This window comes from Janthinobacterium sp. GW458P (assembly GCF_002127585.1).
Classification (GTDB): Bacteria; Pseudomonadota; Gammaproteobacteria; order Burkholderiales; family Burkholderiaceae_D; genus Janthinobacterium.
The window spans coordinates 55,516-80,611 of the sequence record NZ_NEGZ01000022.1 but is presented as its reverse complement, the minus strand read 5'-3'; the positions used below and the strand labels follow the sequence as shown (position 1 = coordinate 80,611).

The following is a 25,096-nucleotide window of genomic DNA, read 5'->3' as shown; positions in this document are numbered from 1 at the left end:
ACGCCATCCCGTCTGCACATTTGTGCAGGGACGCCTTGAAATCGCCTGTACCATCCCCAACTCCGTAAAATCCGTCCCATCCACAAGACTATGAGGTAAAAATGGCTGTCTCCGAAAAGCAAACCCTGGGTTTTCAGACCGAAGTGAAGCAAATGCTGCACCTGATGATCCATTCCCTGTACTCGAACAAGGAAATCTTCCTGCGCGAATTGATCTCGAACGCGTCCGACGCGGCCGATAAATTGCGCTTCGAAGCGATCGATAACGACGCCCTGTACGGCAACGATCACGAATTGAAGATCAAGGTCAGCTTCGACAAGGATGCGCGCACCATCACCATTTCCGACAACGGCATCGGCATGACCCGCGACGAGGCGATCTCGCACCTGGGCACCATCGCCAAGTCGGGCACCAAGGAATTCTTCGGCAAGCTGTCGGGCGACCAGCAGCAGGACGCGGCCCTGATCGGCCAGTTCGGCGTGGGCTTCTATTCCGGCTTCATCGTCGCCGACAAGATCACCGTCGAAACGCGCCGCGCCGGCGTGGACGCTGCCGAAGGCGTGCGCTGGGAGTCGGCGGGCGAAGGCGACTACAGCATCGAAACCATCGACAAGCCGTCGCGCGGCACGGACATCATCCTGCACCTGCGCGAAGGCGAGGACGAATTGCTGTCGAGCTGGAAGATCAAGTCCATCATCCGCAAGTACTCGGACCATATCTCGCTGCCGATCGTGATGCGGAAGGAAGAGTGGGACGACGAGAAGAAAGAAACCGTCCTGAAGGACGAATTCGAAACCGTCAACCAGGCCAGTGCCCTGTGGGCCCGCAACAAGGCCGACATCACGCCGGAACAGTACGACGAATTCTACAAGCACGTGTCGCACGACTTCCAGTCGCCGCTGACGCACACGCACAACCGCGTGGAAGGCCGCAGCGAATACACGCAGCTGCTGTACATCCCGGCCAAGGCGCCGTTCGACATGTGGGACCGCAACAAGCGCGGCGGCATCAAGCTGTACGTCAAGCGCGTCTTCATCATGGACGATGCCGAGCAGCTGATGCCAACGTACCTGCGCTTCGTGCGCGGGGTGATCGATTCGGCCGACCTGCCGCTGAACGTGTCGCGCGAAATCCTGCAGGAGTCGCGCGACGTCAAGGTTATCCGCGAAGGCTCGACCAAGCGCGTGCTGGGCATGCTGGAAGAACTGGCGAATGCGGACGAGCAGGATAAAAAAGACAAGTACGCCGTCTTCTGGAAGGAATTCGGCCAGGTGCTGAAAGAGGGCATCGGCGAGGACGCGGCCAACAAGGAACGCCTGGCCAAGCTGCTGCGCTTTGCCTCGACGGCCAACGACAGCGACGAGCAAGTCACCTCGTTCGCCGACTACGTGGCGCGCATGAAGGAAGGCCAGGACAAGATCTACTACGTCACGGCCGACAACTACGCCGCCGCGAAAAACAGCCCGCACCTGGAAATCTTCCGCAAGAAGGGCGTCGAAGTGCTGCTGCTGACGGACCGCGTCGATGAATGGATGCTGTCCTTCCTGCAGGATGTCGAAGGCAAGCAACTGGTCTCCGTCGCCAAGGGCGGCCTGGACCTGGGCGCGTTGGAAGACGAAGCGGAAAAGAAAGAGCACGAAGAAACGGAAACCTCGTACGCCGACCTGGTGGGCAAGATGAAGACCGTGCTGGCCGACAAGGCCAAGGACGTGCGCGTCACGTTCCGCCTGACCGATTCGCCAGCCTGCCTGGTGGCCGATGAAAACGAATTGTCGGGCAACCTGCTGCGCATGCTCAAAGCTGCTGGCCAGAGCGCGCCGGAATCGAAGCCGATTTTGGAAATCAACCCGAACCATCCGCTGGTGACGCGTTTGAAGTATGAAGACGCGGAAGGCGGCAAGTTCGGCGACTGGGCCAACATCCTGTTCGACCAGGCCATGCTGGCCGAAGGCGGTTCGCTGGCCGACCCGGCAAGTTTCGTCAAGCGCCTGAACGAATTGCTGCTCAATACGGCGAAGTAATCGCTTAGCTGCAAACGTCATCAAGCCGGCCCTTTCTGCGCGAAAGGGCCGGCTTTTTTTATGCTACAGTGCGCGATTATTTTATTTTATGGAAATAGCAATGGCGCATTGCCCGGCATGTGACAGTTCCAATATTCAACGTCTCTCGATGGTGCATGCCTCCGGCATTTCCGGCACCTCTACCCATATCTCGGGCAGGATCGATGGTGATTTCATCCACGGTCATGCGCATACGCGCAGCCAGACCTTGTTGTCGCGCCAGACCGCCGGGCCGACGATGCAGACCCACCAGAAGGTAGGGCTGATCGTGTTGGGCATGATCATTTTTGTCATCGCCGCCGTCATCTTTTACCAGGCTGGCGCAAATGGCCTGTTCTGGATCTTCGTGGCAGGGGGTGTCGTCTCCGTCGCCTTGTCGCAAACGTCCTTCGTCGCCAATTGGGACAAGGAGGCCGCCGCCTTGCAGGATAAATATGCGCGTACCTTCATGTGCCATGCCTGCGGCCACCGCTTCATTCCTGTACTCAAGCAACCGTGAAAATCCGCCTGATGGCCGGCCTGGGCGCGCATGCGCTGGGCTGCCTGCTGTTTATCGCATTGAGCTGGCTGGGGTTTTATCTGTACACGCAGCTGTTCGGCAGCCTTGGCTCGCGCGGCGTGGCCGGCGGCCTGGCCTTGCTGCTGGTGTTTTACGTGTATGCGGGCACGAATCTGCTGCTGGCGCTGCTGCCGCCTGGCCGGTGGAAGCCTGTGCTGTGCGGTCTGCTGTGCGCGGCGGTGCTGGCCTATCTGCTGCCGCAGCATCCGCTGCGGGCCATCTACTTCAGCGTGCTGTCGGGCGGCTTGAGCTGGCTGGCCGTGCTGGCCAGCGCGCGGTTAGTTGAGCGCCTGCGGGTCTGACAGGCCGTCGATAAAGGCGGCAACGGCGTCGGCGGCCGCTGCCGGCGCCGCCTGCAGCAGCATGTGCGGCGCGGCGATATCTGCCAGTTGCGCGCCCGGCGCCAATCGCTGTACCTGCATGGCGTTCGCCGGCGGCACCAGACGGTCATGGCGGGCGCGCAGATACAGCACGGGCAGGCTGCCGCGCGCGAAGCTGGGCGAAGCGTCCGTTTCCAGCACGGCGCGCAAGCGTCGGCGCAGCACGCTCGGCGGCACTTGCGCCAGCGCCGCTGCCAGTTCCGCCTGCAGTGCCGGCGTCGCATACGGCGCCAGCAGCGCCTGGCGCAGGACGAAGCCGGGCAGGGCGCCAAAGGGGACCAGGTCCAGCAGGTGGCGCAGCGGCGCCAGCAGCGGGCGCGGATTGCGCACAAACGAACAGCACAGGATCAGGGCGCGCATGCCGGGCGGCGGATCGGCGCGCAGGGCGGCGCCCAGCGGTCCCGAAAACGATTCAGCCAGCACGACGAAAGGGCTGTCCTGCGGCAAGCGCTCGCGCACGAACGCTTCCAGCGCCGCATAGTCCAGCGGTGCCGCGGGATAGGCGATGGCCTGGGTAATGATGGCCGTCTGCGCGCGCAAGGCGGCGTCAAAATGCCGGAACAGCCGTGCCGTGCCGTCCATGCCGGGCAGGAGGACAAGCAGCGTCGGGGCGGGGGAGAGGATCATCATCGCGGCCATCATACCAGCCCGCCGGTGCGCGCGCCGTCCGCCAGCCGCACGGCATGGGCGCTGGCGCCATGCTAGAATCGCCGGCGCGCCATGCGTGGCCGGTGGCCACGGTAGCGGCCAAATCTCCCGACAGACAGAATCATGCATATCACCTTTTCGAACTACCGCACCCTGGGCGGCGCCTTGCTGGCGGCGGCCTGCGTCCTTTGCCAGCCCGCCCGCGCCACTGCGGCGCCATCGGCGCCGGCCGGGACAAGCCTGTCTTCCCTGCTGGCCGGCGGCCCCTTGCCGCGCCTGAGCGACGATGCGCAGGTGCGCGCCGCCCTGTTCGATTTCTTCGGCTATGCGCGCGGCAGCTACACGGAAGACGATGAACTGCTGCTGGAGCAGGCGCTCGAGGCGATCAGCGAAAAGCGCGACGCCACGCGTACGCCGCTGCCGGACGGGCGCCAGCTGCTGGCGTCGATGAATGACCGCAAGCAGGGGCGTGAACGGGGCGCCATGCTGCTCGACAAGCGCGGCGCCATCATCGCCTTTGGCCTGGTCAACGGCCATTGCCGCCTGGAGGGCCGGCCGCTGGCCAAGGTGTGCAATCCCGATCCGAACGCCGTGTTGACGGTTTTTCACCGCAAGGGCATGCTGGTCGGCGAGGCGGCGCCCCTGCTGGCCTGGGCCAGGCAGCTGCCGCCCATGCTGGCGCTGATCGCCGCCGACAAGGAGGCGGGCGCCGGCGGGCAAAAGATCGCCAGCGTCGAATATGTGCTGGCGCAGCCGGCGCTGCCGGGCTGGAACCGCGCCCAGCTGCCGCCAGCGTATCCGCCGGCGCTGCTGCCGCTGCTGCTCGACAAATCGACGGTGCTCACGTCGGCCGGCGCCGGGGTGTTTGCCTATCCGCTCACGCTCAAGGGCAAGAAGCAGAACAATGTGCTGGACCAGGCCGAAGGCCGCCCTCCGCGCGACCTGGAGGTGGCGCTGCGCAGCTTTGCCAGTTTCGATACGGTGGTCGAGCGCTACCGCCGGCTGGCCAAGGGTGCCCGGCTGCAGCGCAACGAGCGCACGGCCTACCTCGATGGCGACATGGGGCAGGGCAGCTACCGCGTCTACATCCGCAACACGGGCGCGGACGGCGTGATGATCGACGTGGCGCTATGGCAACGCAGGCTGGCGGCCAGCCGCTGATTTCAGCGTCGTTTTCAAAACGCTGTTTTCAATAGTAGGGCGCCTTGGCGTAACCGAGTTGCGTCAATTGCGCGCGGATTGCGTCGTCGCGCTTCTTTGCTCCCGTCGAAAAACTCAGCTGCTTTAATGCGGCCGGCATGGTCGCGGCCAGCAGCGCATCGATATCGAGCCGCGTCATGTGCACGGCCAGCGCCTGTAGCGCAGGCAAGCCCGCGAGGCCGCTCAGGTGCTCGATGGCCTTGCAATTGCGCAGAACCAGCCATGCCAGCGCCGGATTGGCGCCCAGCCGTACTTCCTTCACCTGACTCTGGTCTTCCACCGACAGCCGCTCGAGGTGCGGAAAGCGGCCGATGTCGCCCAGGTCTTCCAGTCCGCGCACGCGCGCCACTTCAAGCTCCCGCAGCCGCGGCGCCGTGACGTGGGCGATCGATGTCCGCCCTCCCAGGATAAAGCACAGCCGCTCCAGCGCCGGCATGGCGCCGATGAAGTCCACGTCATCCTTGCTTTTGATCTGCGCCAGCGTCAACTTTGCCAGCGTTGGCACGGCGGTGATCGCCTCGATGTTTTTCGCGTGGCCGGCAGTATGCAGCTGCGTCAGCCGCTTCCAGTGCCGCAGCGGCGCCAGGTCGATATGCGCCCTGGCCGTTGGCTCCAGGCTCAGGGATTCCAGGCCGCGCAGGTTGTCCAGCGCCAGGATGTCGCCTTCGGCCAGGTGATGCACGCCCAGGCACAGGCGCTTCAAGTGGCTCAGGCCGCCCAGCTGCTCCAGGTGGATGGCGCGCATGTGGCAATCGAGCGATAGGTTGACGGCATGCGGCAGCGCGCGCAGCACGCGGGCGTCGAAAGGCAGGGTACTGGCGCCAAAGAAGCGGATCTCCAGCGCCGTTCCGCAAGTGGAGGCCAGCGCATCGAGGCTGGCCAGCAGTGGCGCCGGCAGGCGGTCCTGCGTGAATTGAATGACCACCTGTTCGCCCTGGTCTATGCACGCGCGGATGGCGGCGGCATCGATGTGGGCCGGTTGATGGATGCGTTCCTGCACGGGTGGCTGGTACATGGGCGGGTTCCGGGGGGNGTCTGTGTGGTCGAGGGAGGGGGGGGGGGGGGTGGTGTTGTTGGTGGGTGGTGGGGGGGGGTGGTCGGGGAGGGGTGGATGAGGAGGGGGGGGGGGGGGGGGGGGGGGGGGGGGGGAATGGAATGCTGCTTACGGGCGGGGCGTGTCGTAGCCATGCTCCGCCAGCTGCGCCGCGATGGCGTCGTCGCGCGTTTTCCTGCCGGTGCGCAGGCGCGCATGCGTCAGCGACGCGGGCAGATCCTGCAGCAGTGCGTCCACGTCGAGCAGGGTTTCCGACGCCGACAGCTGGCGCAGGGCGGGCAAGGCGGCCAGGCCGGGCAGGCTGTCGAGCGTCTTGCAGGTATGCAGGTTCAGGCGTTCGAGCACGGGATTGGGCCCCAGCGCGATCTGCCGCAGCTTGATCTGGTCTTCCACCCATAGCGCCTGCAGCAGCGGGAAACGGCCGATATCGCCCAGCGTTTCCAGGCCGCGCACGCGTATCACTTCCAGCTGTTCCAGCAAAGGCGCTTCGATGTCCGCCAGCGATTCGCGGCCGCCCAGCTGCAGTTTCAGTTGCCGCAGGCGCTCCATGCCAGACACAAAATCCAGCGCCACCTTGTTCTTGATGCGGTACAGCGACAGCTGGTGCAGCGCCGGCAGGCTGGCCAGGGTGTCGATGTGCTGGCTGTGGCCTTCGATGACGAGGCTGGCCAGGTGCGCATACTGGCGCAGGGGCGCCAGGTCGATATTGTTCCTGGCCGATTCGCCCAGGTTCAGGTATTCGAGGGCGCGCAAATTGTCCAGTTGCAGGATGTCGCCTTGCGCCAGCTCGTACACGCCCAGGCTCAGGCGCTTCAGGTGCCGCAGTTCGCCCAGCGCTTCCAGATGGATGGCTTGTCGGTGGCAGTCGATGGACAGGCTGGCCACATGCGGCAGCGCGCGCAGGATGCGGGCATCGAACACTCTCGGGTCGTAGCCGTAGATGCGGATGGTCAGCGCCGTGCCGCAAGTGGCGGCCAGGGCGTCGAGGTCGGCCAGCAGCGGCGCCGGCTCGGCCAGGGTATTGAACTGCACCAGCACCTCTTGGCCGCCCGCGATGGCGGCGCGAATCGCCCCGGCATCGATGCGCTCGGGATTCTGGATGCGCTGCGGCTGTCTTGTTTGCGTCATGGTCACAGTCCTATCGGGTAGTCGACTTTCCTGGGGGGAGGGCAGCCTTCCGGCCCCGGGAACGTCTGCTTGCCCGTGTCATCGTAGCGCTTGCCGCAATCGACGAGCACGCGCTTGCGGAAGGTATAGATGCTGGCCACCTTGCCGTTCGGGTGGTAGCAGATATTGTCGCCATCGCGGTCGGCCGAAGCGTAGCTGATCATGGTCTGGCCGTTGACCGTGCGCGTGCTGTGGCCGCTGCGCGGCTCCGTGCATTTGAGCTGGCCGCTTTCGTAATACGCATTGACGACGGAAGTGTCGGTGGCGCGGTCGACCAGCAGTTCATCCTTGCGCTTGCCGTTCGGGTAGTTCGAATAGCCTTCCTGGCGCTGGCCGTACTGGAAGGCGTAGTAGTACTGGGGCTTGCCGTCCGGGTAGTACATGTGGTGGTACTCGCACACGTCGTCGCGCGTGCTGCCGTACTCCTTGAAGGTGCAGCGGTGGATGTCGTTGAGCAGTTGGCCGTCTTCATAGTACTCGCGCAGGTGCGTGAGCAGGCGCCCCTGGTCGACGACGGCCAGGCGTTCCGGCTTGCCGTTCGGGTAGTAGCGCGCGTCCAGGCCCTGCTTCTTGCCGTTGTCCCACAGCGTATCGAGGCGCAGGATCTTGCCGCTGTCGTCAAACGCCTGTTCACGCCCATCGAGCTGGCCGTTGCGGTAGGTGGCCGTGTAGACCACGTATTCCTTGCCGGCCGGGCCCAGATAGCGCGTGCGGCTGCCGTCGAGCACGCCCGCCTGGTAGTGGTCGCGCACGCGCAGCGCGCCTTGCGCATCCGTGTCGAGGGCCTCGCCCTGTTTCTTGCCCTTGACGAAAGTGACACTTTGCGTGACCTTGTCCTTGAGCCTGAGCTTCCACGGCCCGTCGCGCAAGCCGTCGACAAAGCTGCCGTCGCCGTCTTCCGTGATCCACGGCCCGTGGCGCGAACCGTTGACGTAGTTGCCGCGTGTGCGCACTTTGCCGCCCATGCTGCGCTCGTGCGGGCCGTTCAGCTGGCCGCCGGCGTAGGTGTCGAAACCCGTCACCTCGTCTTCGTCGGCATAGTTGGTGACCGTCCAGCGGCCCTCGCGCTTGCCGGCGCGGTACATGCCGCTCTCGCTCTGTTTGGGATAATTGAAGTACCACATGCCTTCTTGCAGGCCGTTGACGAAATGGCCTTTTTCGCTGCCTTCGTGCATGCCCTCGCGCAGCCACAGGCCCTGGCGCTTGCCTTTCACGTACTGGCCCCGCTCGACCACCGAGCCATCGTCCCAGGCCAGGCTGTAGATGACGGACGGACCGTCTGCGCTGCCGGTGAATTGCTGCGGCGCCGTCTCCCACGTCACTTGCCACAGGCGGTAATTGGGCAGGATGCCGGCGCCCGCATCGCTGTACAGGGTGTAGCTGGCCGTGAGAAAGCGCCCGCCCTTCTTCTGGAAGGTCTTCTTATAGGTGATGATGTCCTTGCCGCCGGCCGCCATGGGCTCGCCGTCGACGCCGTAGTAGCCAACGATGCTGCCTTGCGTATGGTCGATGGCGTCGAAGTCCGCATTGCCGCTCTTGCCGCGCGGGACGCTGTAGTCCATGGGCGCCAGTTTCGCCAGCGCCGCCTTGACCTGGCCCGCATTGGGCAAGGTGGTTTGCGCCGCGATGCGGTTCAGTGCCGGCTGCAAGCCGTCGAGGCGCCGGTACTTGCCGGAACTGCGGTGGTAGCGGTAGGCGCGCAGACCGTTTTTGTCACCCTGGCGGAACAGCACCAGCATGGTTTGCACGCTGGTGTCCGATTCCTTGTCCAGTGACGCGTAGAAGACGGAGCGGATGACGGCATTGCCGAACTGGTCGAGCAGGAAGGTTTTCGAACTGGCGCTCGTGCATTCGCAGTAATAGCCGTTGACGCCGTCTTTTTCCTTGAGGAAGGCGATGTCGAGGCCGCTATCCTGCGAGGCGCTGATGGCGGGATGGGCGAGGCTCTTGCCTTCGTAGAAGGGCGCGCCGTGGGCGAGGGCGGAGCAGAGCAGCAAGGGCAGGAGAACTGGCAAGAGCGGACGTTTCATCGTGAGGCTGGCGCCAGGGCGCCGCAATGGAAAGGCCACGATTCTGCCTGCGTTCTTACTTGCGGGCAAATGCGGGCGCGTCTATCGTGCGCGCGCGTACGCCCCGGTTCAGGGCTGGTGCGCGGCGCAGAAGTCCAGCAGCAGCTGTTCGCCTTCCGGCCAGGGACCGTAACCGGCGTCGCCGTTGATGTGACCGGCGTCGCCGATCATGGTGAAATCGCTGCCCCAGGCGGCTGCAAACGCGCGTGCGCGCGTGAAGCTGACGTAGGGATCATTGCCGCTGGCCACCACCAGACTGGGGAAGGGCAAGGCTTGCAGCGGCATGGGAGAGAAACCCGTGGTGCCAGACGGGTAGGACGGGGCCTCCACGTCGCTGGGGGCGACGAGGAAGGCGCCGGCGATCCGGTGCGGCGAGCCGCTGGCGGTCCAGCTCCGCCACCCATTCGTCCTTGTCCGGCGTCTGCCATTCCCGGTGCTGCGCGCGCGACCATTGCGGGTGGCGCGCTTCCCAATGGGTTTGCCAGTGCTGCGGCCCGGAATTCCACAGGCCGGCCAGGGTCAGGACGAGAGGCGACATCATTTCTCCTTGTAGAATGCCCGGCAAAATCGTAGCGGGCGGCAGTGGATTGCGGCCGAGACGCGCAGCTGTGCGCATGCACAGTGAGCATCGCAGGCCGCAAGGCGCGCCGCGCAGTCAATTTGGTCTGGCATTTTTATAGCTCGGTGCGCAGGGCGAACAACTCGGGGAACAATACCACGTCGAGCATCTTGCGCAAATAGCTCACGCCCGCCGTGCCGCCCGTGCCCGTCTTGAAGCCGATGATGCGTTCGACCGTCGTCACGTGGCGGAAGCGCCAGAAGCGGAAGGCCGTTTCCAGGTCGACCAGCTTTTCGGCCAGCTCGTACAGGGCCCAGTGTTTCGACGGGTCGCGGTAGACTTCCAGCCACGCCGCCTTGACGGACGCGTCGGAGGCGGTCGGCAGGGTCCAGTCGGCGTCCAGGCGCTCGGGAGCGATGGGCAGGCCGCTGCGCGCCAGCAGCTTGATGGCTTCATCGTAGACGGACGGCGCGCGCAGGGCGGCATCGAGCGTCTTGTAGGTGTCGGGGGCCGTCGCATGCACGTTGAGCAGGGCGGCGTTCTTGTTCCCCAGGATGAATTCGATCTCGCGGTACTGGAAGGACTGGAAGCCGGACGAGGCGCCCAGGTAGGGGCGGATGGCCGTGTATTCGGGCGGCGTCATGGTGGCCAGCACGTCCCAGGCATGCACCAATTGATCCATGATGCGCGCCACGCGGGCCAGCATTTTAAATGCGGGCGCCAGGTCGCCGCTTTGCAGGTTGGCGCGCACGGCGTGCATTTCGTGCAGCATCAGCTTCATCCACAATTCGCTGGTCTGGTGCTGCACGATGAACAGCATCTCGTTGTGGTTGGGGGAGAGCGGATGCTGGGCCGTGAGGATGCGGTCCAGCGCCAGGTAGTTGCCATAGCTCATCGATTCGCTGAAATCCATCTGCGCGCCGTGCCACTGCGCATCCTGGCCGCCGGCATGCATGGGGCAGCCGCTGGTGTTTTCCTTGTTCATATTCTTGTCGTCGCTCATGGGATGGTTCAGGTGACTGCATCGCGCTTGGCGGCGATGTCGTAGGCTAGTGTGTCGAGGATGTCGCGCAAAATTTCTACCGCATCCCACACATCGGCAAAGCTCGTGTACAGGGGCGTAAAGCCAAAGCGCATGATGGCCGGTTCGCGGTAGTCGCCGATCACGCCGCGCGCGATCAGCGCCTGCATCACGGCATAGCCGTGCGGGTGCGTGAAGCTGACCTGGCTGCCGCGGCGCGCATGCTCGCGCGGCGTGACGAGGCCCAGCGGATGGCTGGCGCAGCGCTGTTCCACCAGCGCGATGAACAAATCCGTCAGGGCCAGCGACTTGCGACGGATGGCTTCCATGCTCGTTTGCGCAAAGATGTCGAGGCCGCATTCGACCAGGGCCAGCGAGATGACGGGCTGCGTGCCGCACAGGGCGCGCGCGATGCCGTCGGCGGGCGCGAAGCCCGGGTCCATGGCGAACGGCGCGGCGTGGCCCCACCAGCCGGACAAGGGCTGGCGGAAGCGCGCCTGGTGCTTTTCCGGCACCCAGATGAAGGCGGGCGAACCGGGGCCGCCGTTCAGGTATTTATAGGTGCAGCCGACGGCCAGGTCGGCACCGGCGCCGTTCAGGTCCAGCGGTACGGCGCCGGCCGAATGGGCCAGGTCCCACAGCGCCAGTGCGCCTTGCGCGTGGCAGTGGCTGCTGACGGCGGCCATGTCGTGCTGGTAGCCGGTGCGGTAATTGACGTGCGTGAGCATGGCGACGGCGCAATCGGCATCGATGGCTTGCGCCAGTTCGTCCGGGCTGTCGACCAGGCGCAACTGGTAGCCGCGGTCCAGCCAGGCGGACAGGCCTTGCGCCATGTACAGGTCGGTGGGGAAGTTGCTGCGCTCGCTGACGATGATGCGCCGCGCGGCGCGCGCGGGATCGCTGGCCTGCATCTGCAGGGCGGCGGCCAGGGCCTTGAACAGATTGACGGAGGTGGTGTCGGTGATGACGACTTCACCCGCCTGCGCGCCCAGCAGCGGTGCCAGGCGGTTACCCAGGCGCTTGGGCAGGTCGAACCAGCCGGCCGTATTCCAGCTGCGGATCAGGTCCTTGCCCCATTCGGCGGTGATGACCTGGCAGGCGCGCTCCAGCGCCGCCTTCGGCCGCGCGCCCAGCGAGTTGCCGTCGAGGTAAATCACGCCAGCGGGCAGGTCGAACCGCAGGCGCAGTGGCGCCAGGGGATCGTCGAGGTCGCGCGCACGGCAGTCATGTTGAGAAATCACGGTGGCTTTCATGTTGAGACTTATCAGGATGGCACGATATTGCTTGAGGCTTAAAGTATCGTGCGGTTGCGGCAGTGTAGCAAATCCCTGCCTCCAAGCGTGTTTGCCAGCATGAAAATGTGACGGGAAAATGCGTGCTTGAGGGGCGTCAACGAAAAAAATCACGATTTTTTGAAATATTTTTCAAGCAGCCCTAAAGTTCTGCAAATTGCCGCCGTCAACGATTACATGAAGGGTGGAACTCCGTCGGGCATGCAACGTACTTTTTAAATATTTTAAAAAAAGAGCCTAAAGTTCCCGCCGAAGCTGCCGTTACCTCAGTTAGTGGGCTTGATTAAGGTCAAGTTGTTGTAAAAAAGTGATTTCATTGCAAGCGAAAAGTCAGGCAAATCCGGCTCCTTGCACATCTCTACAATCCGCGCCCTTACTGGCGTGCGACCATGGTCGAGCAGTGTTTGTCAGACAAACACCTACGACCCTATCCGCAATTCCCCGACCAAAAATACAGCGCTAGGCCTCTGTTGCGTTTGATGTTGCTCCTGCAGAATGTATCTCACTGGCAACACACAAGGCCAGCTGAATTCAACGGATTGAGGAGATGGAAATGACTGCTAACGATATGATGGCTGAGATTCGCGACGCTAACCTGAGCTACCTGATGCTGGCTCAGCAAATGATTCGTGCGGACAAGGTAACGGCCATCTTCCGTCTGGGTATCTCCGCTGAAATCGCAGAATTGATCGAAGGCATGAGCAATGCGCAGATCCTGAAGTTGGCTGGTGGCAACATGATGCTGGCCCGCTTCCGCTTCGACGACAGTGCCATCCTTGGCATGCTGACGAATTACAATAAAGACCGCTCGCTGGCCCAGTCGCACGCCGCCATCCTCATGGCCGGCCAGGGCGTCGAAGAAATCGCTTAAGGTTTCCGTCAAAACGTCCATGGCTGCGTTGCATTGCCTCGCCGTACATTCGCAACGCGCCTTGCCCTGAACGTTTTGCTGGCAGCCCTTTAGTCAGTAGCAGTCAGTATCAGTTAGTCAGCATCAGTCAGTCGTGGAGCACACAGCATGGCCAAGAAAAGTGTCGTATCGGAAGCGCAGGAAATCCAGCTGGCCATCGAATTGATACAGCTTGGCGCCCGCCTGCAACTGCTGGAGACCGAAGTCTCGCTGTCGCGCGAGCGCCTGTTGAATTTGTACAAGGAATTGAAGGGCGTCTCCCCGCCCAAGGGCATGCTGCCGTTTTCCACCGACTGGTTCCTCACCTGGCAGCCGAATATCCATTCCTCGCTGTTCATCAATATCCACAAGTTCCTCGTCGACCACGCCGGTGCGACCGGCATCGAGGCGGTGATGAAGGCGTACAAGTTGTACCTGGAGCAGATGCCGCCGGAGGCGGGCGAAGAGCCGCTGCTGTCGCTGACCCGCGCCTGGACGCTGGTGCGTTTCTTCAGCAGCAAGATGCTGGACATGGCGCCCTGCGGCAAATGCGGCGGCAAGTTTGTCGTCAACTGCCTCGACCTGAACGCCGATTATGTCTGCGGCCTGTGCCACATGCCTTCGCGTGCCGGCAAGACCAAGAAGGCGCGCGATGTGGCGGCGGCAATGCCTTCCGGCCTGGCCGTCTGACGCATCCGTCCCTATCATCTTCATAGTGAAAGCCGGAGCCGGTCGCCAGACCGGTCTCCGGTTTTTTCATGGTGCTTTCGCTTACACTGGCGTTTTTCTTCCCCTGCCTGCCCATGCTGCGACAAATCCTGCGCGCGCCCGCGCTCAAGGCCCTGCTGATCCAGGTGCTGGCCGTACCCCTGATGCTGCTGCTCGTCTATGGCCTGGCGCGCGCCGGCGTGCGCATGTCGCTGCCGGTGGTGGCGTTGCTGCAAGGCGTGCTGGCGGCGCTCATCACGTGGCGCGCGGGGCTGGCGCGCTGGTGGTGCGCGATCGGCTTGCTGTTCGCGCCGGCCCTGCTGGGCGCCAGCTTGCTGGCCTTGCCGCCGGTCTTTTTTCTGCTGGTGTTTGTCTTCTTGCTGAGCCTGTACTGGTCCACGTTTCGCACGCAAGTGCCGTTTTATCCATCGGGGCCGGCCGTGTGGCAGGCCGTGGCGCAGCTGATTGCCGATAGGCCCGGCGTGCGCTTCGTCGACATCGGCAGCGGCCTGGGCGGCCTGGTGCTGGATCTGGCGCGGCGCCGCCCCGATGGGCAATGCTGCGGTATCGAGCTGGCGCCCCTGCCTTGGTTGCTGAGCCGGCTGCGCGCACTGGCGAGCGGCAGCCGCGCGCGCTTTCTGCGCGGCGACTACGAGGCGCTCGATTTCGGCCACTACGATGTGGTGTTTGCCTACCTGTCGCCAGCCGCGATGCAAGCCCTGTGGATCAAGGCTGAAAGGGAAATGTTGCCCGGTGGCATGCTTCTTAGTTACGAATTCAAGATTGCGGCGCGCGAGCCCGATAAGACCATTGCCGCCACAGAGGGTGGCCCCTTGCTCTACTTATGGTGCTTTTAAGCAATTGTCTGCGTTATTTGCTTGCCCGGAGGACAATCTCACGTTATTGTAGTTCCACACGGCATTTTGTTGAAATTGTGTTGAAATGCAGGCCATTTCAATTAACTTTTGGTTACTTTCTTGTCGCTGTTCCCCGCCGGTGGCACAGCCGCCGGCTGCCGGGAACTGGTTTGAGCATGCCGGGCGCGCGAGCCCGGCCCTAATTGGGAGTCAGGGCACTTGTTAGTCATAATCGGATACATCATCGTCTGCGCCTCGGTCTTTGGCGGCTTTGCGCTGGCGGGCGGCCATCTGGCGGCGCTGTTTCAGCCGCTGGAACTGCTGATGATCGGCGGCGCGGCCCTGGGCGCCTTCCTTGTTGGTAACAATAACAAGGCGATCAAGGCGACGATCGCAGCCTTGCCCAGCCTGTTCAAGGGCTCGCGCTATACCAAGGAACTGTACATGGAGCTGATGTCGCTGTTGTTCGAAGTGCTCAGCAAGGTGCGCAAGGAAGGCTTGATGTCGATCGAAGGCGATATCGACAAGCCGGAGGAGAGCCCGCTGTTTTCCAAGTATCCGGCCGTGCTGGCCGATCACCATATCGTCGAATTCATGACTGACTACCTGCGCCTGATGGTATCGGGCAATATGGATGCGTTCCAGATCGAAAACCTGATGGATAACGAGATCGAGACGCACCATCACGAAGGCGCCGTGCCGGCCCACGTGATCGCCAAGGTGGGCGACGGCTTGCCCGCTTTCGGTATCGTCGCCGCCGTCATGGGGGTGGTGCACACGATGGAATCGGTGGGCATACCGCCGGCCGAGCTGGGCATGCTGATCGCGCACGCGCTGGTTGGCACCTTTCTCGGCATTCTGCTGGCTTATGGTTTCGTGGGGCCGCTGGCCAGCCTGCTGGAGCAGAAGCTGGAAGAGTCCAGCAAGATGTTCCAGTGCGTGAAAGTGACCCTGCTGGCCAGCCTGAATGGTTATGCGCCGGCGCTGGCCGTGGAGTTCGGCCGCAAGGTGCTGTTCTCGACCGAGCGCCCGACGTTCAACGAGCTGGAAGAGCACATCAAGAAATCGAAAACGAAGTAAGCAGTGAAGGCACGCCTGGATATCATGAGTCAATTGCAGCACAGGGAAGGGGAACGCCATGGCCGATGAAGGCATGCGCCCGATTATCGTCAAGCGCATCAAGAAGACGGCTGGCGGGCACCATGGCGGGGCGTGGAAAATCGCCTATGCCGACTTTGTCACGGCCATGATGGCCTTCTTCCTTCTGATGTGGCTGCTGGGCTCGACCTCGAAGGGCGACTTGAACGGCATCTCCGAATTCTTCAAGACGCCGCTGAAGGTGGCGATGGCCGGCGGCTCCGGCAGCGGCGAGAGCAATTCCGTGATCCAGGGCGGCGGCCAGGATCTGTCGCGCCAGGACGGCCAGGTGCGCAAGGCGCAGGAAGAGCAGCAGCGCAAATCCTTCGACCTCAATTCGGCCAAGGCCGCGCTCGAGCGCGAGGAAGGCCGGCGCCTGCAGGCGCTGAAAGCGCGCATCGAGGCGACCATCGACGCCAATCCGCTGCTGAAAAAATACAAGAACCAGCTGCTGCTCGATATCACCAGCGAAGGCTTGCGCATCCAGATTGTCGACGAGCAGAACCGCCCCATGTTCGCGCTGGCCAACGCCAATCTGCAACCGTACACCAAGGAAATCCTGCACGCCATCGGCTTTGTGCTCAACGAGGTGCCAAACCGCATCGGCCTGTCAGGCCATACGGATTCGACGCCTTACATGAGCGATGCCGGCTACAGCAACTGGGAGCTGTCGGCCGACCGCGCGAATGCGTCGCGGCGCGAACTGGTTATCGGCGGCATGAATGAAGACAAGGTATTGCGCGTCGTGGGACTCGGCTCGGCCGCCCACCTGGACAAGCTGGACCCGTTCAACCCGATCAACCGGCGCATCAGCATCATCGTCATGAACAAGCGCACGGAGGAAAACGTCCTGCGCGATGGTTCGGCGATCGAGTTGCCGGTGACCGATGCGGCCAGTGCCGCAGTCGCCTCCGGGCTGGCGGCCGGCGCGCCGCCCCCCGCGGCGGCCGCTCACGGCCCGGCTGCGGCAAAAAAATAGCGCGCATGGCTGGTCAGCGCGTGGTGTATTGAAACAATGAGACCTTTATGACAAGAAAGAAAATACTTGGCTCGCATGTAAAGCGCCTGCTGTCTGGCGTGTCGGACCATGGCCGCAAGCACTTGACGGAGGTAGAAACCGACCTGGTGCAGACTGGCATCTTGCTGGAAGAGGCGATTGAGAAGCTGTCCTTCAATTTCATGGCCATCCATGCGGCCGTCGCGGCGCAGCAAGACACCATCGCCCTGCTGCTGGAAGGCGGCGTGCCGGCAGAAGAGCAGCGGGAAAAATTGCTGGCGCTGCAGGACGAGGTGGGCGGCTACGTGAACGCGGCCATCACCAGCATGCAGTTTCAGGACATGACGAGCCAGCTGATCGAGCGCACCCTGAAACGGGTGACGGGCTTGCGCGAGTTTCTCGGTACCCTGGGGTCGCACGGCGCTGAAATGCTGCCGGAAAGCGACAACGAAGAAATTGTCGCCTTGCTGGGGCGGGTCAGCATGGCGCTGGCGATTCAAAGCCTGGAGTTGCGCAGCGTGCTGCGCAAGGCTGTCAGTCAACAGCATTTGGAAAGCGGCGACATCGAGCTGTTCTAGCATGAGGATGCGGAACGCTTGCGGTTACATGGATTGATTAATCAAATACTCGGGCAGGATGCCCGGAATAAGTGGGAGCAAAGATGGCCAAAACGATACTTGCAGTGGACGATTCCAGCTCATTGCGCCAGATGGTGGCGTTCAGTCTGAAAGCCGCCGGTTACCAGGTAGTGGAGGCCGTTGACGGCCAGGACGGACTGGAAAAAGCCAAGCTGCAAACCGTGGACCTGGTGCTGACCGACCAGAACATGCCGCGCATGGACGGCCTGGAGTTGATCAAGCTGCTGCGCGAGCTGCCGACCTACCAGAAGGTGCCTATCCTGATGCTGACGACCGAGTCGTCGGACGAAATGAAGTCGAAGGGACGTGCCGCCGGTGCCAATGGCTGGCTGGTCAAACCGTTCGATCCGCAACGCCTGATCGAGGTGGTCAAGAAGGTGATCGGCTGATGCCAGCCGCGGAGCGTAACGATGCAATTGACGGAGTCACCCTATGACCATCGATATTAGCCAGTTTTTCCAGGTCTTTTTCGATGAGGCCGAGGAACTGCTGGCTGAAAAGGAACGGCTGCTGCTGGCCGTCGATATTGCGGCGCCGGACGCCGAAGACCTGAATGCGATTTTCCGCACCGCCCATTCGATCAAGGGCGGCGCGTCGACGTTCGGCCTATCCGACATGAGCGAGGTGACGCACATCCTCGAGTCGCTGCTCGACCGCATCCGCCAGGGCCAGATGGCCCTGACGGCCGAACACGTCGACGCCTTTTTGGCCGCCAAGGACATTCTCAAGATGCAGCTCGACGGCCATCGCCTGGGCAGCGCCGTCGACCAGGACGCCGTGGCCAATGTGCGCATGATGCTGCAGTCGTTCTCGCAGGACGTGCCCGTGGCGGCGCTCACGCCCGTCGCGCCGGCATTCCATACTGCCGACAAGGAAACCGTCAGCCATGCCGGCGGCCAGCGCTTCCGCCTGGAGCTGCCGGCCATGGAGCAGCGCGAAGTCGATGCGCTGGCGGCTGAACTGGGCCTGCTGGGCGACGTGGCGGTGTCGACGCTGCCTGACGCGCGCAAGGTGCTGGAAGTGACGACGCATGAAAGCCTGGACGATATCCTGGCCATCTGCTCGTTCGTACTCAATCCCGACGACATGGTCATCACGCAGGCGCCACCACTGGCGCCAGGCGAGGCCGAGGCGGCTCGCGCGGCGCAGGAAAAGGCGCAGGGCTACGGCTTCTTCGACCCCTTGCCTGGTTCGCCCGCGGCGGCGAAAGCCGAAGCGGACCCCGGCTATGGCTTCTTCCAGCCGATCGAGGAAATCCGCGCCGCGGCGCAGGGCGAGCAAAGCGATGCCCAGCGCGGCTACGGCTTCTTCCAGCCGCTCGAACAGATTCGCGCCGACGCCGCCAAGGCTGGCGCCTCCACCGGCGCGGCCGCCGTGCAAGCCGTGGTGCACGCCGTGGCAGAAGTGGAGCAGGACAAGAAACCGTCGAAGAAAGAGGGCGACAAGGCCGGCGCCGAATCGTCGTCGATCCGCGTATCGATCGAAAAGGTCGACCAGTTGATCAATCTGGTGGGCGAACTGGTGATCACGCAGGCGATGATCGAGCAGCGCGCCAGCGCGCTTGATCCGATGCTGCATGAAAAACTGCTCGACAGCGTCAGTCACCTGACGCGCAACACGCGCGACCTGCAGGAAGCGGTGATGTCGATCCGCATGATGCCGATGGATTTCGTCTTCTCGCGCTTCCCGCGCATGGTGCGCGACCTGGCCACCAAACTGGGCAAGAAGGTCGATTTCATCACGAATGGCGCGGCCACGGAGCTGGACAAGGGCCTCATCGAGCGCATCGTCGATCCGTTGACGCACCTGGTGCGCAACAGCATCGACCATGGCGTGGAAATGCCGGCCGCCCGCGTCGCCGCCGGCAAGACGGAAGCGGGCCGGCTGTTCCTGTCGGCCAGCCACCAGGGCGGCAATATCATCATTGAAGTGTCCGATGACGGCGCTGGCCTGAACCGCGAGCGCATCCTGGCCAAGGCCATGCAGCAGGGGCTGGACGTAGCGGAAACGATGAGCGACGCCGAGGTGTGGCAGCTGATCTTCGCGCCCGGCTTTTCCACCGCTGAGGCGGTCACCGACGTGTCGGGCCGTGGCGTGGGCATGGATGTCGTCAAGCGCAATATCAGCGCCATGGGCGGCGTCGTCGACATCCGCTCGGCGAAAGGCTTCGGCACGACGATTTCCATCTCGTTGCCCCTGACCCTGGCCATCCTGGACGGCATGTCGATCCGCGTCGGCGATGAGGTGTATATTTTACCGCTGGGCTTTGTCATCGAATCGCTGCAGCCAGCCGTTGAGGATGTCAAGGACATCAGTGGCAAAGGCCAGGTGGTGAAGGTGCGCGGCGAATACCTGCCTTTGATCCCGCTGTACCAGATGTTCGACATCGCGCCGCGCTTTACCAGCCCGTCCGAAGGCATCTGCGTGATCCTCGAGACGGAAGGGCGCAAGGCGGCCCTGTTTGTCGACGATCTGGTGGGGCAGCAGCAGGTCGTGGTGAAAAACCTTGAATCGAATTACCGCAAGGTGGTGGGTATTTCCGGCGCCACCATCCTGGGCGATGGCGGCGTGTCGCTGATTCTTGACGTCGCAGCCCTGATCCGTTCTTCTCGTCAGCTGGCTGACGAGTCCCTTTTCGCAACACAGATAGATAAATAACAGATAGGAAATTCATCATGTCAGATACTCAACAAACATCCGGCAGCAAACCTGGCGACGGCAAGGATATCGCCGGCCGTGAATTCCTGGCCTTTACCCTGGGCTCCGAAGAGTACGGCATCGATATCCTGAAAGTGCAGGAAATCCGCGGCTATGAAGCGGTGACCCGCATCGCCAACGCGCCTGAGTTCATCAAGGGCGTGATCAACCTGCGCGGCATCATCATTCCCGTGGTCGACATGCGCATCAAGTTCAACCTGGGCACGCCCGTGTACGACCAGTTCACGGTGGTGATCATCCTGAATATCGGCGGACGCATCGTCGGCATGGTGGTCGACAGCGTGTCGGACGTGACCACCTTGACGCCGGAACAGGTGAAGCCGGCGCCGGAAATGGGCACCGCGTTCTCGACCGACTACATGATCGGCCTGGGAACCATCGATGAGCGTATGCTGATCCTGGTCGACATCGACAAGCTGATGTCGAGCAGCGAGATGGGCCTGATCGACAAGCTGGCGGCGTAAGGCCGGCAGGCGGCGCCAGGGGCGCCGCAGTTTTACCGCAAGTATCACTACAGATATGCATGTACCGGCGTGACCAGAGGCGCGCCGGCAGGCTGCAAGGTCCGACAGAGGCCTGGCCACAATACGGCGCCGTTTGGTTGAGCGCGCGCCGTTCACACATCTATATTGGAGACTGTAATGAGTTTGCGCGATTTTAAGATAGGCACGCGGCTGGGATATGCTTTTGGCAGCATTTTGCTCATTCTGGTGGTGGTCGTCGTGGCGGCCAACGCCCTGAATTACCGTAACAAGGCGGAGCTGCTGGATGGCCTGGCGCTGGCAGGCGAGAAAAACACGCAGGCATCGCTGATGAAGAGCGCGATGCTGGAAACCGGCATCGCCATGCGCAATATCGGCTTGCAGGGCGACGTGGCCCTGATGCAGGCAGAGGAGGGCAAGGTGCGCCAGCACCGCAAATTGTATGACGGCGCGCGCGACAAGCTGGCCACCCTGGGCTTGTCCGGCAGCGAGAAAGCGCTGCTGGCCGATATTGCCAAGGTCGACGGCGAAGTCGATGCGGCCTTCAAGGAGGCGATGGGGCAGGTGCTGGCGTTTAACAGCGAGGGTGCGGCCAAGGTGATTGCCACGCGCATCGATCCGCTGAACCGCAAGACCCTGGCCGACATCAACAAGCTGCTGGAATTGCAGCATGTGGCGCAGCAAAGCTTCATGGATGGCTCGCTGGCGGCCGATGCGCGCCTGATGACGGTATTGCTGGTCCTGGGCGGTGTGGCGTTGGCGCTTGGCGCCTGGTGCGCCGTCTTCATCACGCGCTCGATCACGGTGCCGCTGTCGGGGGCCCTGGCCGTGGCACAGAAGGTGGCGGCGGGCGAGCTGACGTCGCACGTGGTGGTCGAAGGCAAGGATGAAACGAGCGCGCTGCAGCGGGCACTGAAGGATATGAACGACAGCCTGGTGAAGACTGTCAGCGACGTGCGCAGCGGCACGGAAACCATCACCATCGCTTCGCGCGAGATCGCCAGCGGCAATGCCGACCTGTCGGCGCGCACGGAAACGCAGGCCAGTTCGCTCGAAGAGACGGCGTCGTCGATGGAGGAGCTGACCTCGACCGTGAAGCAGAACGCGGACAATGCGCGCCAGGCCAATCAATTGGCCGTGTCGGCATCGTCGGTGGCCGAGCAGGGCGGCAGCGTGGTGGCGCAGGTGGTCAATACCATGGGTTCGATCAAGGACAGTTCGCGCAAGATCGTCGATATCATCGGGGTCATTGACGGCATTGCGTTCCAGACGAATATCCTGGCCTTGAATGCGGCCGTCGAGGCGGCGCGGGCGGGCGAGCAGGGGCGCGGTTTTGCGGTGGTGGCGTCGGAAGTGCGTAATCTTGCCCAAAGGTCCGCTGGCGCAGCCAAAGAGATCAAGGGCCTGATCGGCGACTCGGTCGACAAGGTCGACGCGGGCAGTCGCCTGGTGGACGAGGCGGGCCAGACCATGGGGCTGATCGTCACGTCGATCCGCCAGGTGGCCGATATCATGGGCGAGATCACGGCGGCGACGCAGGAGCAGAGCCATGGGATCGAGGAAGTAAACCAGGCCATCGCGCAGATGGACCAGATGACGCAGCAGAATGCGGCGCTGGTGGAAGAAGCGGCAGCGGCCGCCGAAAGCATGCAGGACCAGGCGCAAAAGCTGGCCGATGCGGTCAGCATCTTCAAGCTGGGCGGCGAACAGATGGCGCCTGCCGTCCGTGCGCCGGTCATGCCGGTGCGGGCCGCTGTTCCTGCGGCGAAGGCGCCAGTGGCGCGCGTGGCTGTGGCGAAGTCGGAATACAAGACGGCGCCACCGCCCGCCAAAAAGCTGGCGGCAGCCAGCGGCGACGATTGGGAAGAGTTCTGACGCCAACCCGGTCCCGCTAGTTATACTTGCAAAGGCATTGGTCAGAGTAGTCATAGAGAGGTAAAAACAAAATGCCGCAAACTAAAACGGATTCGGTCAAGGAGTTTGACTTCACGGGCAAGGACTTCGAACGGGTCCGTGCCATGATTTACAAGCGGGCCGGCATTGCGCTGGCCGACAGCAAGCAGGAAATGGTGTACAGCCGCCTGGCGCGGCGCCTGCGCGCGACCGGCATTTCCTCGTTCGTCCGTTATCTGGACGACCTGGAAGCGGGCCGCATGGGCGACGAGTGGGAAGCCTTCACGAATGCGCTGACGACGAACCTGACGTCGTTCTTCCGTGAGGCGCATCACTTCCCGCTGCTCGCCGAGCACGTGAAAAAACTGAGCGGGCCGATCACCATCTGGTGTTCGGCCAGTTCCACCGGCGAGGAGCCGTATTCGATCGCCATGACGGTGTGCGAGGCGTTCAATACGCTCACGCCGCCGGTGACCATCGTCGCTACCGATATCGACACCAACGTGCTGGCCACGGCCGCCAATGGCGTCTATAACCTGGACCGGCTCGACAAGATGCCGGCCGACCGTGCGCGGCGCTTTTTCTTGCGCGGCAAGGGCGATCGCGAGGGACAGGTGCGGGTACGCCCGGAACTGCGCCAGATGATCACCTTCAAGCCGCTCAACCTGCTGGCCGACAGCTGGCCCGTGACGGGTCAGTTCGACGTCATCTTCTGCCGTAACGTGATGATTTATTTTGACAAGGCGACGCAGCGCAAGATTCTGTCCCGCTTTGTGCCGTTGATGAAGCCGGATGCCCTGCTGTTTGCGGGCCATTCGGAGAATTTTCTGTACGTGTCGGATTCATTGAAGCTGCGCGGTAAAACAGTCTATGAGCTCGATCAGCCTCGGGGCAGCGCACCCAAGGCATCGTCGCATCGTACATGAGAGTGAAATATGAGCCTGGAATCCAAAGAGCAATTCGCCACTAACGTCTATTACGACCGGACGTTCAATTGTGATGCAGCCAAGATCCTGCCTGGGGAGTATTATTTCACCAACAAGGACATGCTGATCGTCACCGTGCTGGGCTCCTGCGTATCGGCCTGCATCCGCGACCGTGTCACGGGCCTGGGCGGCATGAATCACTTCATGCTGCCCGACGGCGGCAGCGACACCAACAGCCCGATCTCTGCATCGATGCGCTATGGCACTTACGCCATGGAGATATTGATCAATGATCTGCTGAAGGCGGGAGCGCGGCGCGAGAACATGGAAGCGAAGGTGTTCGGCGGCGGCGCCGTACTACGCGGCTTCACGGCGATCAACGTCGGCGAGCGCAATGCGGCTTTCGTCATCAACTACCTGAAGGCGGAAAAGATGCGCGTGGTGGCTGAAGACCTCAACGACATCCACCCGCGCAAGGTGTACTTCTTCCCGCGCAGCGGCAAGGTGCTGGTGAAAAAGCTGATGCAGACGCATAACGACACGCTGGTACGCCGCGAACTCGATTACGCAAGCCGTCTCAAGGTCGCCCCGGTCGGCGGAGAGATTGAGCTGTTTTAAAAAACACCGGACCAAACCTGCTGCGCGTCGCGCATTGCGCGCCGGCGGCGGTTTTTCAGGTGTACTGGTTTAATAAAGAATAAGGGCCGCAAGGCCTGGAAGGATAGATATGAAGATCAAAGTATTGATCGTGGATGATTCGGCCTTGATTCGTAGCGTGATGACGGAAATTGTGAACAGCCAGCCCGACATGGAAGTGGTGGGCGCGGCGCCCGATCCGCTGGTGGCGCGCGAGATGATCAAGCAGACCAATCCCGATGTGCTGACCCTGGACGTCGAGATGCCGAAGATGGATGGCCTGGACTTTCTGGAAAAGCTGATGCGTTTGCGCCCCATGCCGGTGCTGATGGTGTCGTCGCTGACCGAGCGCGGTTCGGAAATCACCATGCGCGCGCTGGAACTGGGCGCCGTCGATTTCGTCACCAAGCCGAAGATTTCGATCCAGAGCGGCATGCGCGAGTACACGGACATGATCGCCGACAAGATCCGCGCGGCCTCCAAGGCGCGCATCCGTGCGCGCACCCTGCCGTCGGCAGGCGACAAGACGACAGCACCGCTGCCGGCGCTGCGCAGTCCATTGACGTCGAGCGAAAAGCTGATCATCGTTGGCGCCTCCACGGGCGGCACGGAAGCGATCCGCGAATTCCTCATGCAGATGCCGTCCGATTGCCCCGGCATCCTGATTACGCAGCACATGCCCGAAGGGTTTACGCGCTCGTTTGCGCGGCGCCTCGATTCCTTGTGCAAGATTTCGGTGCAGGAAGCGGCCGGCGGCGAACGCGTGCTGCCAGGCCACGCCTACATCGCGCCCGGTCATTCGCACCTGACCTTGACGCGCAGCGGCGCCAACTACATGACCAAGATCGACCAGGGCGAGCCCGTCAACCGCCACCGTCCGTCCGTGGACGTGCTGTTCCGTTCGGCTGCGCAATCGGCAGGTAAAAATGCCGTCGGCGTGATCCTGACGGGCATGGGCAAGGATGGCGCACAAGGCATGCTGGAGATGAAGGCCGCAGGAGCGTATAATTTTGCTCAGGACGAAGCCAGTTGCGTCGTGTTCGGCATGCCGCGCGAGGCGATCGCCATCGGTGCCACGCATGAGGTTGGCGCTCTGACGGCCTTGCCTGGCATGGTGCTGGGCCACCTGGCTGCGCATGGCATGCGCGCTTTGCGCGTGTAAGCCACGTTTTATATGATCTGAGGCAAGTTTGTTCGCCTAAAAGC

At 62.7% G+C, this 25,096-nt stretch carries 23 protein-coding genes and 1 pseudogene; 17 read left to right on the top strand and 7 right to left on the bottom strand.

The features are described 5' to 3' along the window. The first annotated feature begins 101 nt into the window (after positions 1 to 101). The 3 genes from htpG to CBW50_RS14395 all read left to right on the top strand — a co-directional run bounded on the left by htpG (position 102) and on the right by CBW50_RS14395 (position 2,921). On the top strand, positions 102 to 2,021 hold the full coding sequence (htpG, locus tag CBW50_RS14405; protein ID WP_086146187.1) for a molecular chaperone HtpG: 1,920 nt from the start codon (positions 102 to 104) through the stop codon (positions 2,019 to 2,021). Between the two features lie 100 nt (positions 2,022 to 2,121). Beyond that, the gene (locus CBW50_RS14400) at positions 2,122 to 2,559 is read left to right on the top strand and encodes a hypothetical protein (protein WP_139842515.1); all 438 of its coding nucleotides are present in this window, start codon (positions 2,122 to 2,124) and stop codon (positions 2,557 to 2,559) included. Beyond that, positions 2,556 to 2,921 carry a hypothetical protein gene (locus tag CBW50_RS14395; RefSeq protein ID WP_086146185.1) on the top strand — a complete coding sequence of 122 codons (366 nt, stop codon included), beginning with the start codon at positions 2,556 to 2,558 and terminating at the stop codon, positions 2,919 to 2,921. Before CBW50_RS14400 ends, CBW50_RS14395 begins: the two co-directional genes overlap by 4 nt. On the opposite strand, the gene CBW50_RS14390 is transcribed toward CBW50_RS14395, so the two are convergent. Next, complete coding sequence (locus tag CBW50_RS14390; RefSeq protein ID WP_226936421.1) at positions 2,898 to 3,629, bottom strand: alpha/beta fold hydrolase; 732 nt, start codon at positions 3,627 to 3,629, stop codon at positions 2,898 to 2,900. The two genes, CBW50_RS14395 and CBW50_RS14390, sit on opposite strands and share 24 nt — an antisense overlap. 141 nt (positions 3,630 to 3,770) lie before the next feature. Here CBW50_RS14390 and CBW50_RS14385 point away from each other — a divergent pair, with 141 nt between their 5' ends. Further along, a complete protein-coding gene (locus CBW50_RS14385) occupies positions 3,771 to 4,808 on the top strand; it encodes a hypothetical protein (RefSeq protein ID WP_086146184.1) in 1,038 nt (345 codons plus the stop codon). A 28-nt stretch (positions 4,809 to 4,836) separates the two neighbouring features. Here CBW50_RS14385 and CBW50_RS14380 read toward each other — a convergent pair whose 3' ends face one another. The 6 genes and pseudogenes from CBW50_RS14380 to kynU all read right to left on the bottom strand — a co-directional run bounded on the left by CBW50_RS14380 (position 4,837) and on the right by kynU (position 11,958). Then, the gene (locus tag CBW50_RS14380; protein WP_139842514.1) at positions 4,837 to 5,862 is read right to left on the bottom strand and encodes a hypothetical protein; all 1,026 of its coding nucleotides are present in this window, start codon (positions 5,860 to 5,862) and stop codon (positions 4,837 to 4,839) included. Between the two features lie 147 nt (positions 5,863 to 6,009). Next, entirely contained in the window at positions 6,010 to 7,029 is a 1,020-nt protein-coding gene (locus CBW50_RS14375; protein ID WP_086146182.1) for a hypothetical protein, read from the bottom strand. Between the two features lie 2 nt (positions 7,030 to 7,031). Next, positions 7,032 to 9,098, bottom strand: a complete 2,067-nt coding sequence (locus tag CBW50_RS14370; RefSeq protein WP_139842513.1) for a toxin-antitoxin system YwqK family antitoxin — start codon at positions 9,096 to 9,098, stop codon at positions 7,032 to 7,034. Between the two features lie 108 nt (positions 9,099 to 9,206). Next, a pseudogene (locus CBW50_RS14365) lies at positions 9,207 to 9,675 on the bottom strand (RBBP9/YdeN family alpha/beta hydrolase). 136 nt (positions 9,676 to 9,811) lie between these two features. Further along, positions 9,812 to 10,699: a tryptophan 2,3-dioxygenase gene (kynA, locus tag CBW50_RS14360; protein ID WP_099375531.1), complete on the bottom strand. Its 888-nt coding sequence runs from the start codon at positions 10,697 to 10,699 to the stop codon at positions 9,812 to 9,814. 8 nt (positions 10,700 to 10,707) lie between these two features. Then, on the bottom strand, positions 10,708 to 11,958 hold the full coding sequence (gene kynU, locus CBW50_RS14355) for a kynureninase (RefSeq protein ID WP_086146210.1): 1,251 nt from the start codon (positions 11,956 to 11,958) through the stop codon (positions 10,708 to 10,710). Positions 11,959 to 12,562: 604 nt separating this feature from the next. On the opposite strand from kynU, the gene flhD reads away from it, so the two are divergent. From flhD to CBW50_RS14290, 13 genes are all read left to right on the top strand, one after another. Beyond that, on the top strand, positions 12,563 to 12,880 hold the full coding sequence (gene flhD / locus CBW50_RS14350; protein ID WP_076570756.1) for a flagellar transcriptional regulator FlhD: 318 nt from the start codon (positions 12,563 to 12,565) through the stop codon (positions 12,878 to 12,880). A gap of 147 nt (positions 12,881 to 13,027) precedes the next feature. Beyond that, positions 13,028 to 13,588 carry a flagellar transcriptional regulator FlhC gene (gene flhC, locus CBW50_RS14345; RefSeq protein WP_086146180.1) on the top strand — a complete coding sequence of 187 codons (561 nt, stop codon included), beginning with the start codon at positions 13,028 to 13,030 and terminating at the stop codon, positions 13,586 to 13,588. Between the two features lie 113 nt (positions 13,589 to 13,701). Then, entirely contained in the window at positions 13,702 to 14,463 is a 762-nt protein-coding gene (locus CBW50_RS14340) for a class I SAM-dependent methyltransferase (RefSeq protein WP_086146209.1), read from the top strand. 219 nt (positions 14,464 to 14,682) lie between these two features. Further along, entirely contained in the window at positions 14,683 to 15,543 is an 861-nt protein-coding gene (gene motA / locus CBW50_RS14335; protein WP_076570761.1) for a flagellar motor stator protein MotA, read from the top strand. A 58-nt stretch (positions 15,544 to 15,601) separates the two neighbouring features. After that, positions 15,602 to 16,579 (top strand): flagellar motor protein MotB, encoded by a 978-nt coding sequence (motB, locus tag CBW50_RS14330; RefSeq protein ID WP_086146179.1) that lies wholly within the window; start codon positions 15,602 to 15,604, stop codon positions 16,577 to 16,579. A 47-nt stretch (positions 16,580 to 16,626) separates the two neighbouring features. After that, on the top strand, positions 16,627 to 17,175 hold the full coding sequence (locus tag CBW50_RS14325; RefSeq protein ID WP_086146178.1) for a chemotaxis protein: 549 nt from the start codon (positions 16,627 to 16,629) through the stop codon (positions 17,173 to 17,175). A gap of 83 nt (positions 17,176 to 17,258) precedes the next feature. After that, entirely contained in the window at positions 17,259 to 17,624 is a 366-nt protein-coding gene (locus CBW50_RS14320) for a response regulator (protein WP_034758362.1), read from the top strand. A 43-nt stretch (positions 17,625 to 17,667) separates the two neighbouring features. Continuing rightward, on the top strand, positions 17,668 to 19,893 hold the full coding sequence (gene cheA, locus CBW50_RS14315; RefSeq protein ID WP_086146177.1) for a chemotaxis protein CheA: 2,226 nt from the start codon (positions 17,668 to 17,670) through the stop codon (positions 19,891 to 19,893). A gap of 17 nt (positions 19,894 to 19,910) precedes the next feature. Beyond that, positions 19,911 to 20,417, top strand: coding sequence for a chemotaxis protein CheW (locus CBW50_RS14310; protein ID WP_071324468.1), 507 nt, complete (start codon positions 19,911 to 19,913; stop codon positions 20,415 to 20,417). 177 nt (positions 20,418 to 20,594) lie between these two features. Further along, the gene (locus tag CBW50_RS14305; protein ID WP_086146176.1) at positions 20,595 to 22,310 is read left to right on the top strand and encodes a methyl-accepting chemotaxis protein; all 1,716 of its coding nucleotides are present in this window, start codon (positions 20,595 to 20,597) and stop codon (positions 22,308 to 22,310) included. Positions 22,311 to 22,381: 71 nt separating this feature from the next. Further along, positions 22,382 to 23,254, top strand: coding sequence for a CheR family methyltransferase (locus CBW50_RS14300; RefSeq protein ID WP_086146175.1), 873 nt, complete (start codon positions 22,382 to 22,384; stop codon positions 23,252 to 23,254). 9 nt (positions 23,255 to 23,263) lie between these two features. Next, positions 23,264 to 23,872, top strand: coding sequence for a chemoreceptor glutamine deamidase CheD (gene cheD, locus CBW50_RS14295; RefSeq protein ID WP_076570770.1), 609 nt, complete (start codon positions 23,264 to 23,266; stop codon positions 23,870 to 23,872). Positions 23,873 to 23,981: 109 nt separating this feature from the next. Further along, entirely contained in the window at positions 23,982 to 25,052 is a 1,071-nt protein-coding gene (locus CBW50_RS14290; protein ID WP_086146174.1) for a chemotaxis response regulator protein-glutamate methylesterase, read from the top strand. The last annotated feature ends 44 nt before the right edge of the window (positions 25,053 to 25,096 follow it).

Excerpts from the sequence above, each read along its gene's own strand:
- htpG (WP_086146187.1), top strand. The coding sequence starts at position 102 with ATGGCTGTCTCCGAAAAGCAAACCCTGGGTTTTCAGACCGAAGTGAAG.
- CBW50_RS14400 (WP_139842515.1), top strand. The coding sequence starts at position 2,122 with ATGGCGCATTGCCCGGCATGTGACAGTTCCAATATTCAACGTCTCTCG.
- CBW50_RS14390 (WP_226936421.1), bottom strand. The coding sequence starts at position 3,629 with ATGATGATCCTCTCCCCCGCCCCGACGCTGCTTGTCCTCCTGCCCGGC.
- CBW50_RS14385 (WP_086146184.1), top strand. The coding sequence starts at position 3,771 with ATGCATATCACCTTTTCGAACTACCGCACCCTGGGCGGCGCCTTGCTG.
- CBW50_RS14380 (WP_139842514.1), bottom strand. The coding sequence starts at position 5,862 with ATGTACCAGCCACCCGTGCAGGAACGCATCCATCAACCGGCCCACATC.
- CBW50_RS14375 (WP_086146182.1), bottom strand. The coding sequence starts at position 7,029 with ATGACGCAAACAAGACAGCCGCAGCGCATCCAGAATCCCGAGCGCATC.
- CBW50_RS14370 (WP_139842513.1), bottom strand. The coding sequence starts at position 9,098 with ATGAAACGTCCGCTCTTGCCAGTTCTCCTGCCCTTGCTGCTCTGCTCC.
- kynA (WP_099375531.1), bottom strand. The coding sequence starts at position 10,699 with ATGAGCGACGACAAGAATATGAACAAGGAAAACACCAGCGGCTGCCCC.
- flhD (WP_076570756.1), top strand. The coding sequence starts at position 12,563 with ATGACTGCTAACGATATGATGGCTGAGATTCGCGACGCTAACCTGAGC.
- flhC (WP_086146180.1), top strand. The coding sequence starts at position 13,028 with ATGGCCAAGAAAAGTGTCGTATCGGAAGCGCAGGAAATCCAGCTGGCC.
- CBW50_RS14340 (WP_086146209.1), top strand. The coding sequence starts at position 13,702 with ATGCTGCGACAAATCCTGCGCGCGCCCGCGCTCAAGGCCCTGCTGATC.
- motB (WP_086146179.1), top strand. The coding sequence starts at position 15,602 with ATGGCCGATGAAGGCATGCGCCCGATTATCGTCAAGCGCATCAAGAAG.
- CBW50_RS14325 (WP_086146178.1), top strand. The coding sequence starts at position 16,627 with ATGACAAGAAAGAAAATACTTGGCTCGCATGTAAAGCGCCTGCTGTCT.
- CBW50_RS14320 (WP_034758362.1), top strand. The coding sequence starts at position 17,259 with ATGGCCAAAACGATACTTGCAGTGGACGATTCCAGCTCATTGCGCCAG.
- cheA (WP_086146177.1), top strand. The coding sequence starts at position 17,668 with ATGACCATCGATATTAGCCAGTTTTTCCAGGTCTTTTTCGATGAGGCC.
- CBW50_RS14310 (WP_071324468.1), top strand. The coding sequence starts at position 19,911 with ATGTCAGATACTCAACAAACATCCGGCAGCAAACCTGGCGACGGCAAG.
- CBW50_RS14305 (WP_086146176.1), top strand. The coding sequence starts at position 20,595 with ATGAGTTTGCGCGATTTTAAGATAGGCACGCGGCTGGGATATGCTTTT.
- CBW50_RS14300 (WP_086146175.1), top strand. The coding sequence starts at position 22,382 with ATGCCGCAAACTAAAACGGATTCGGTCAAGGAGTTTGACTTCACGGGC.
- cheD (WP_076570770.1), top strand. The coding sequence starts at position 23,264 with ATGAGCCTGGAATCCAAAGAGCAATTCGCCACTAACGTCTATTACGAC.
- CBW50_RS14290 (WP_086146174.1), top strand. The coding sequence starts at position 23,982 with ATGAAGATCAAAGTATTGATCGTGGATGATTCGGCCTTGATTCGTAGC.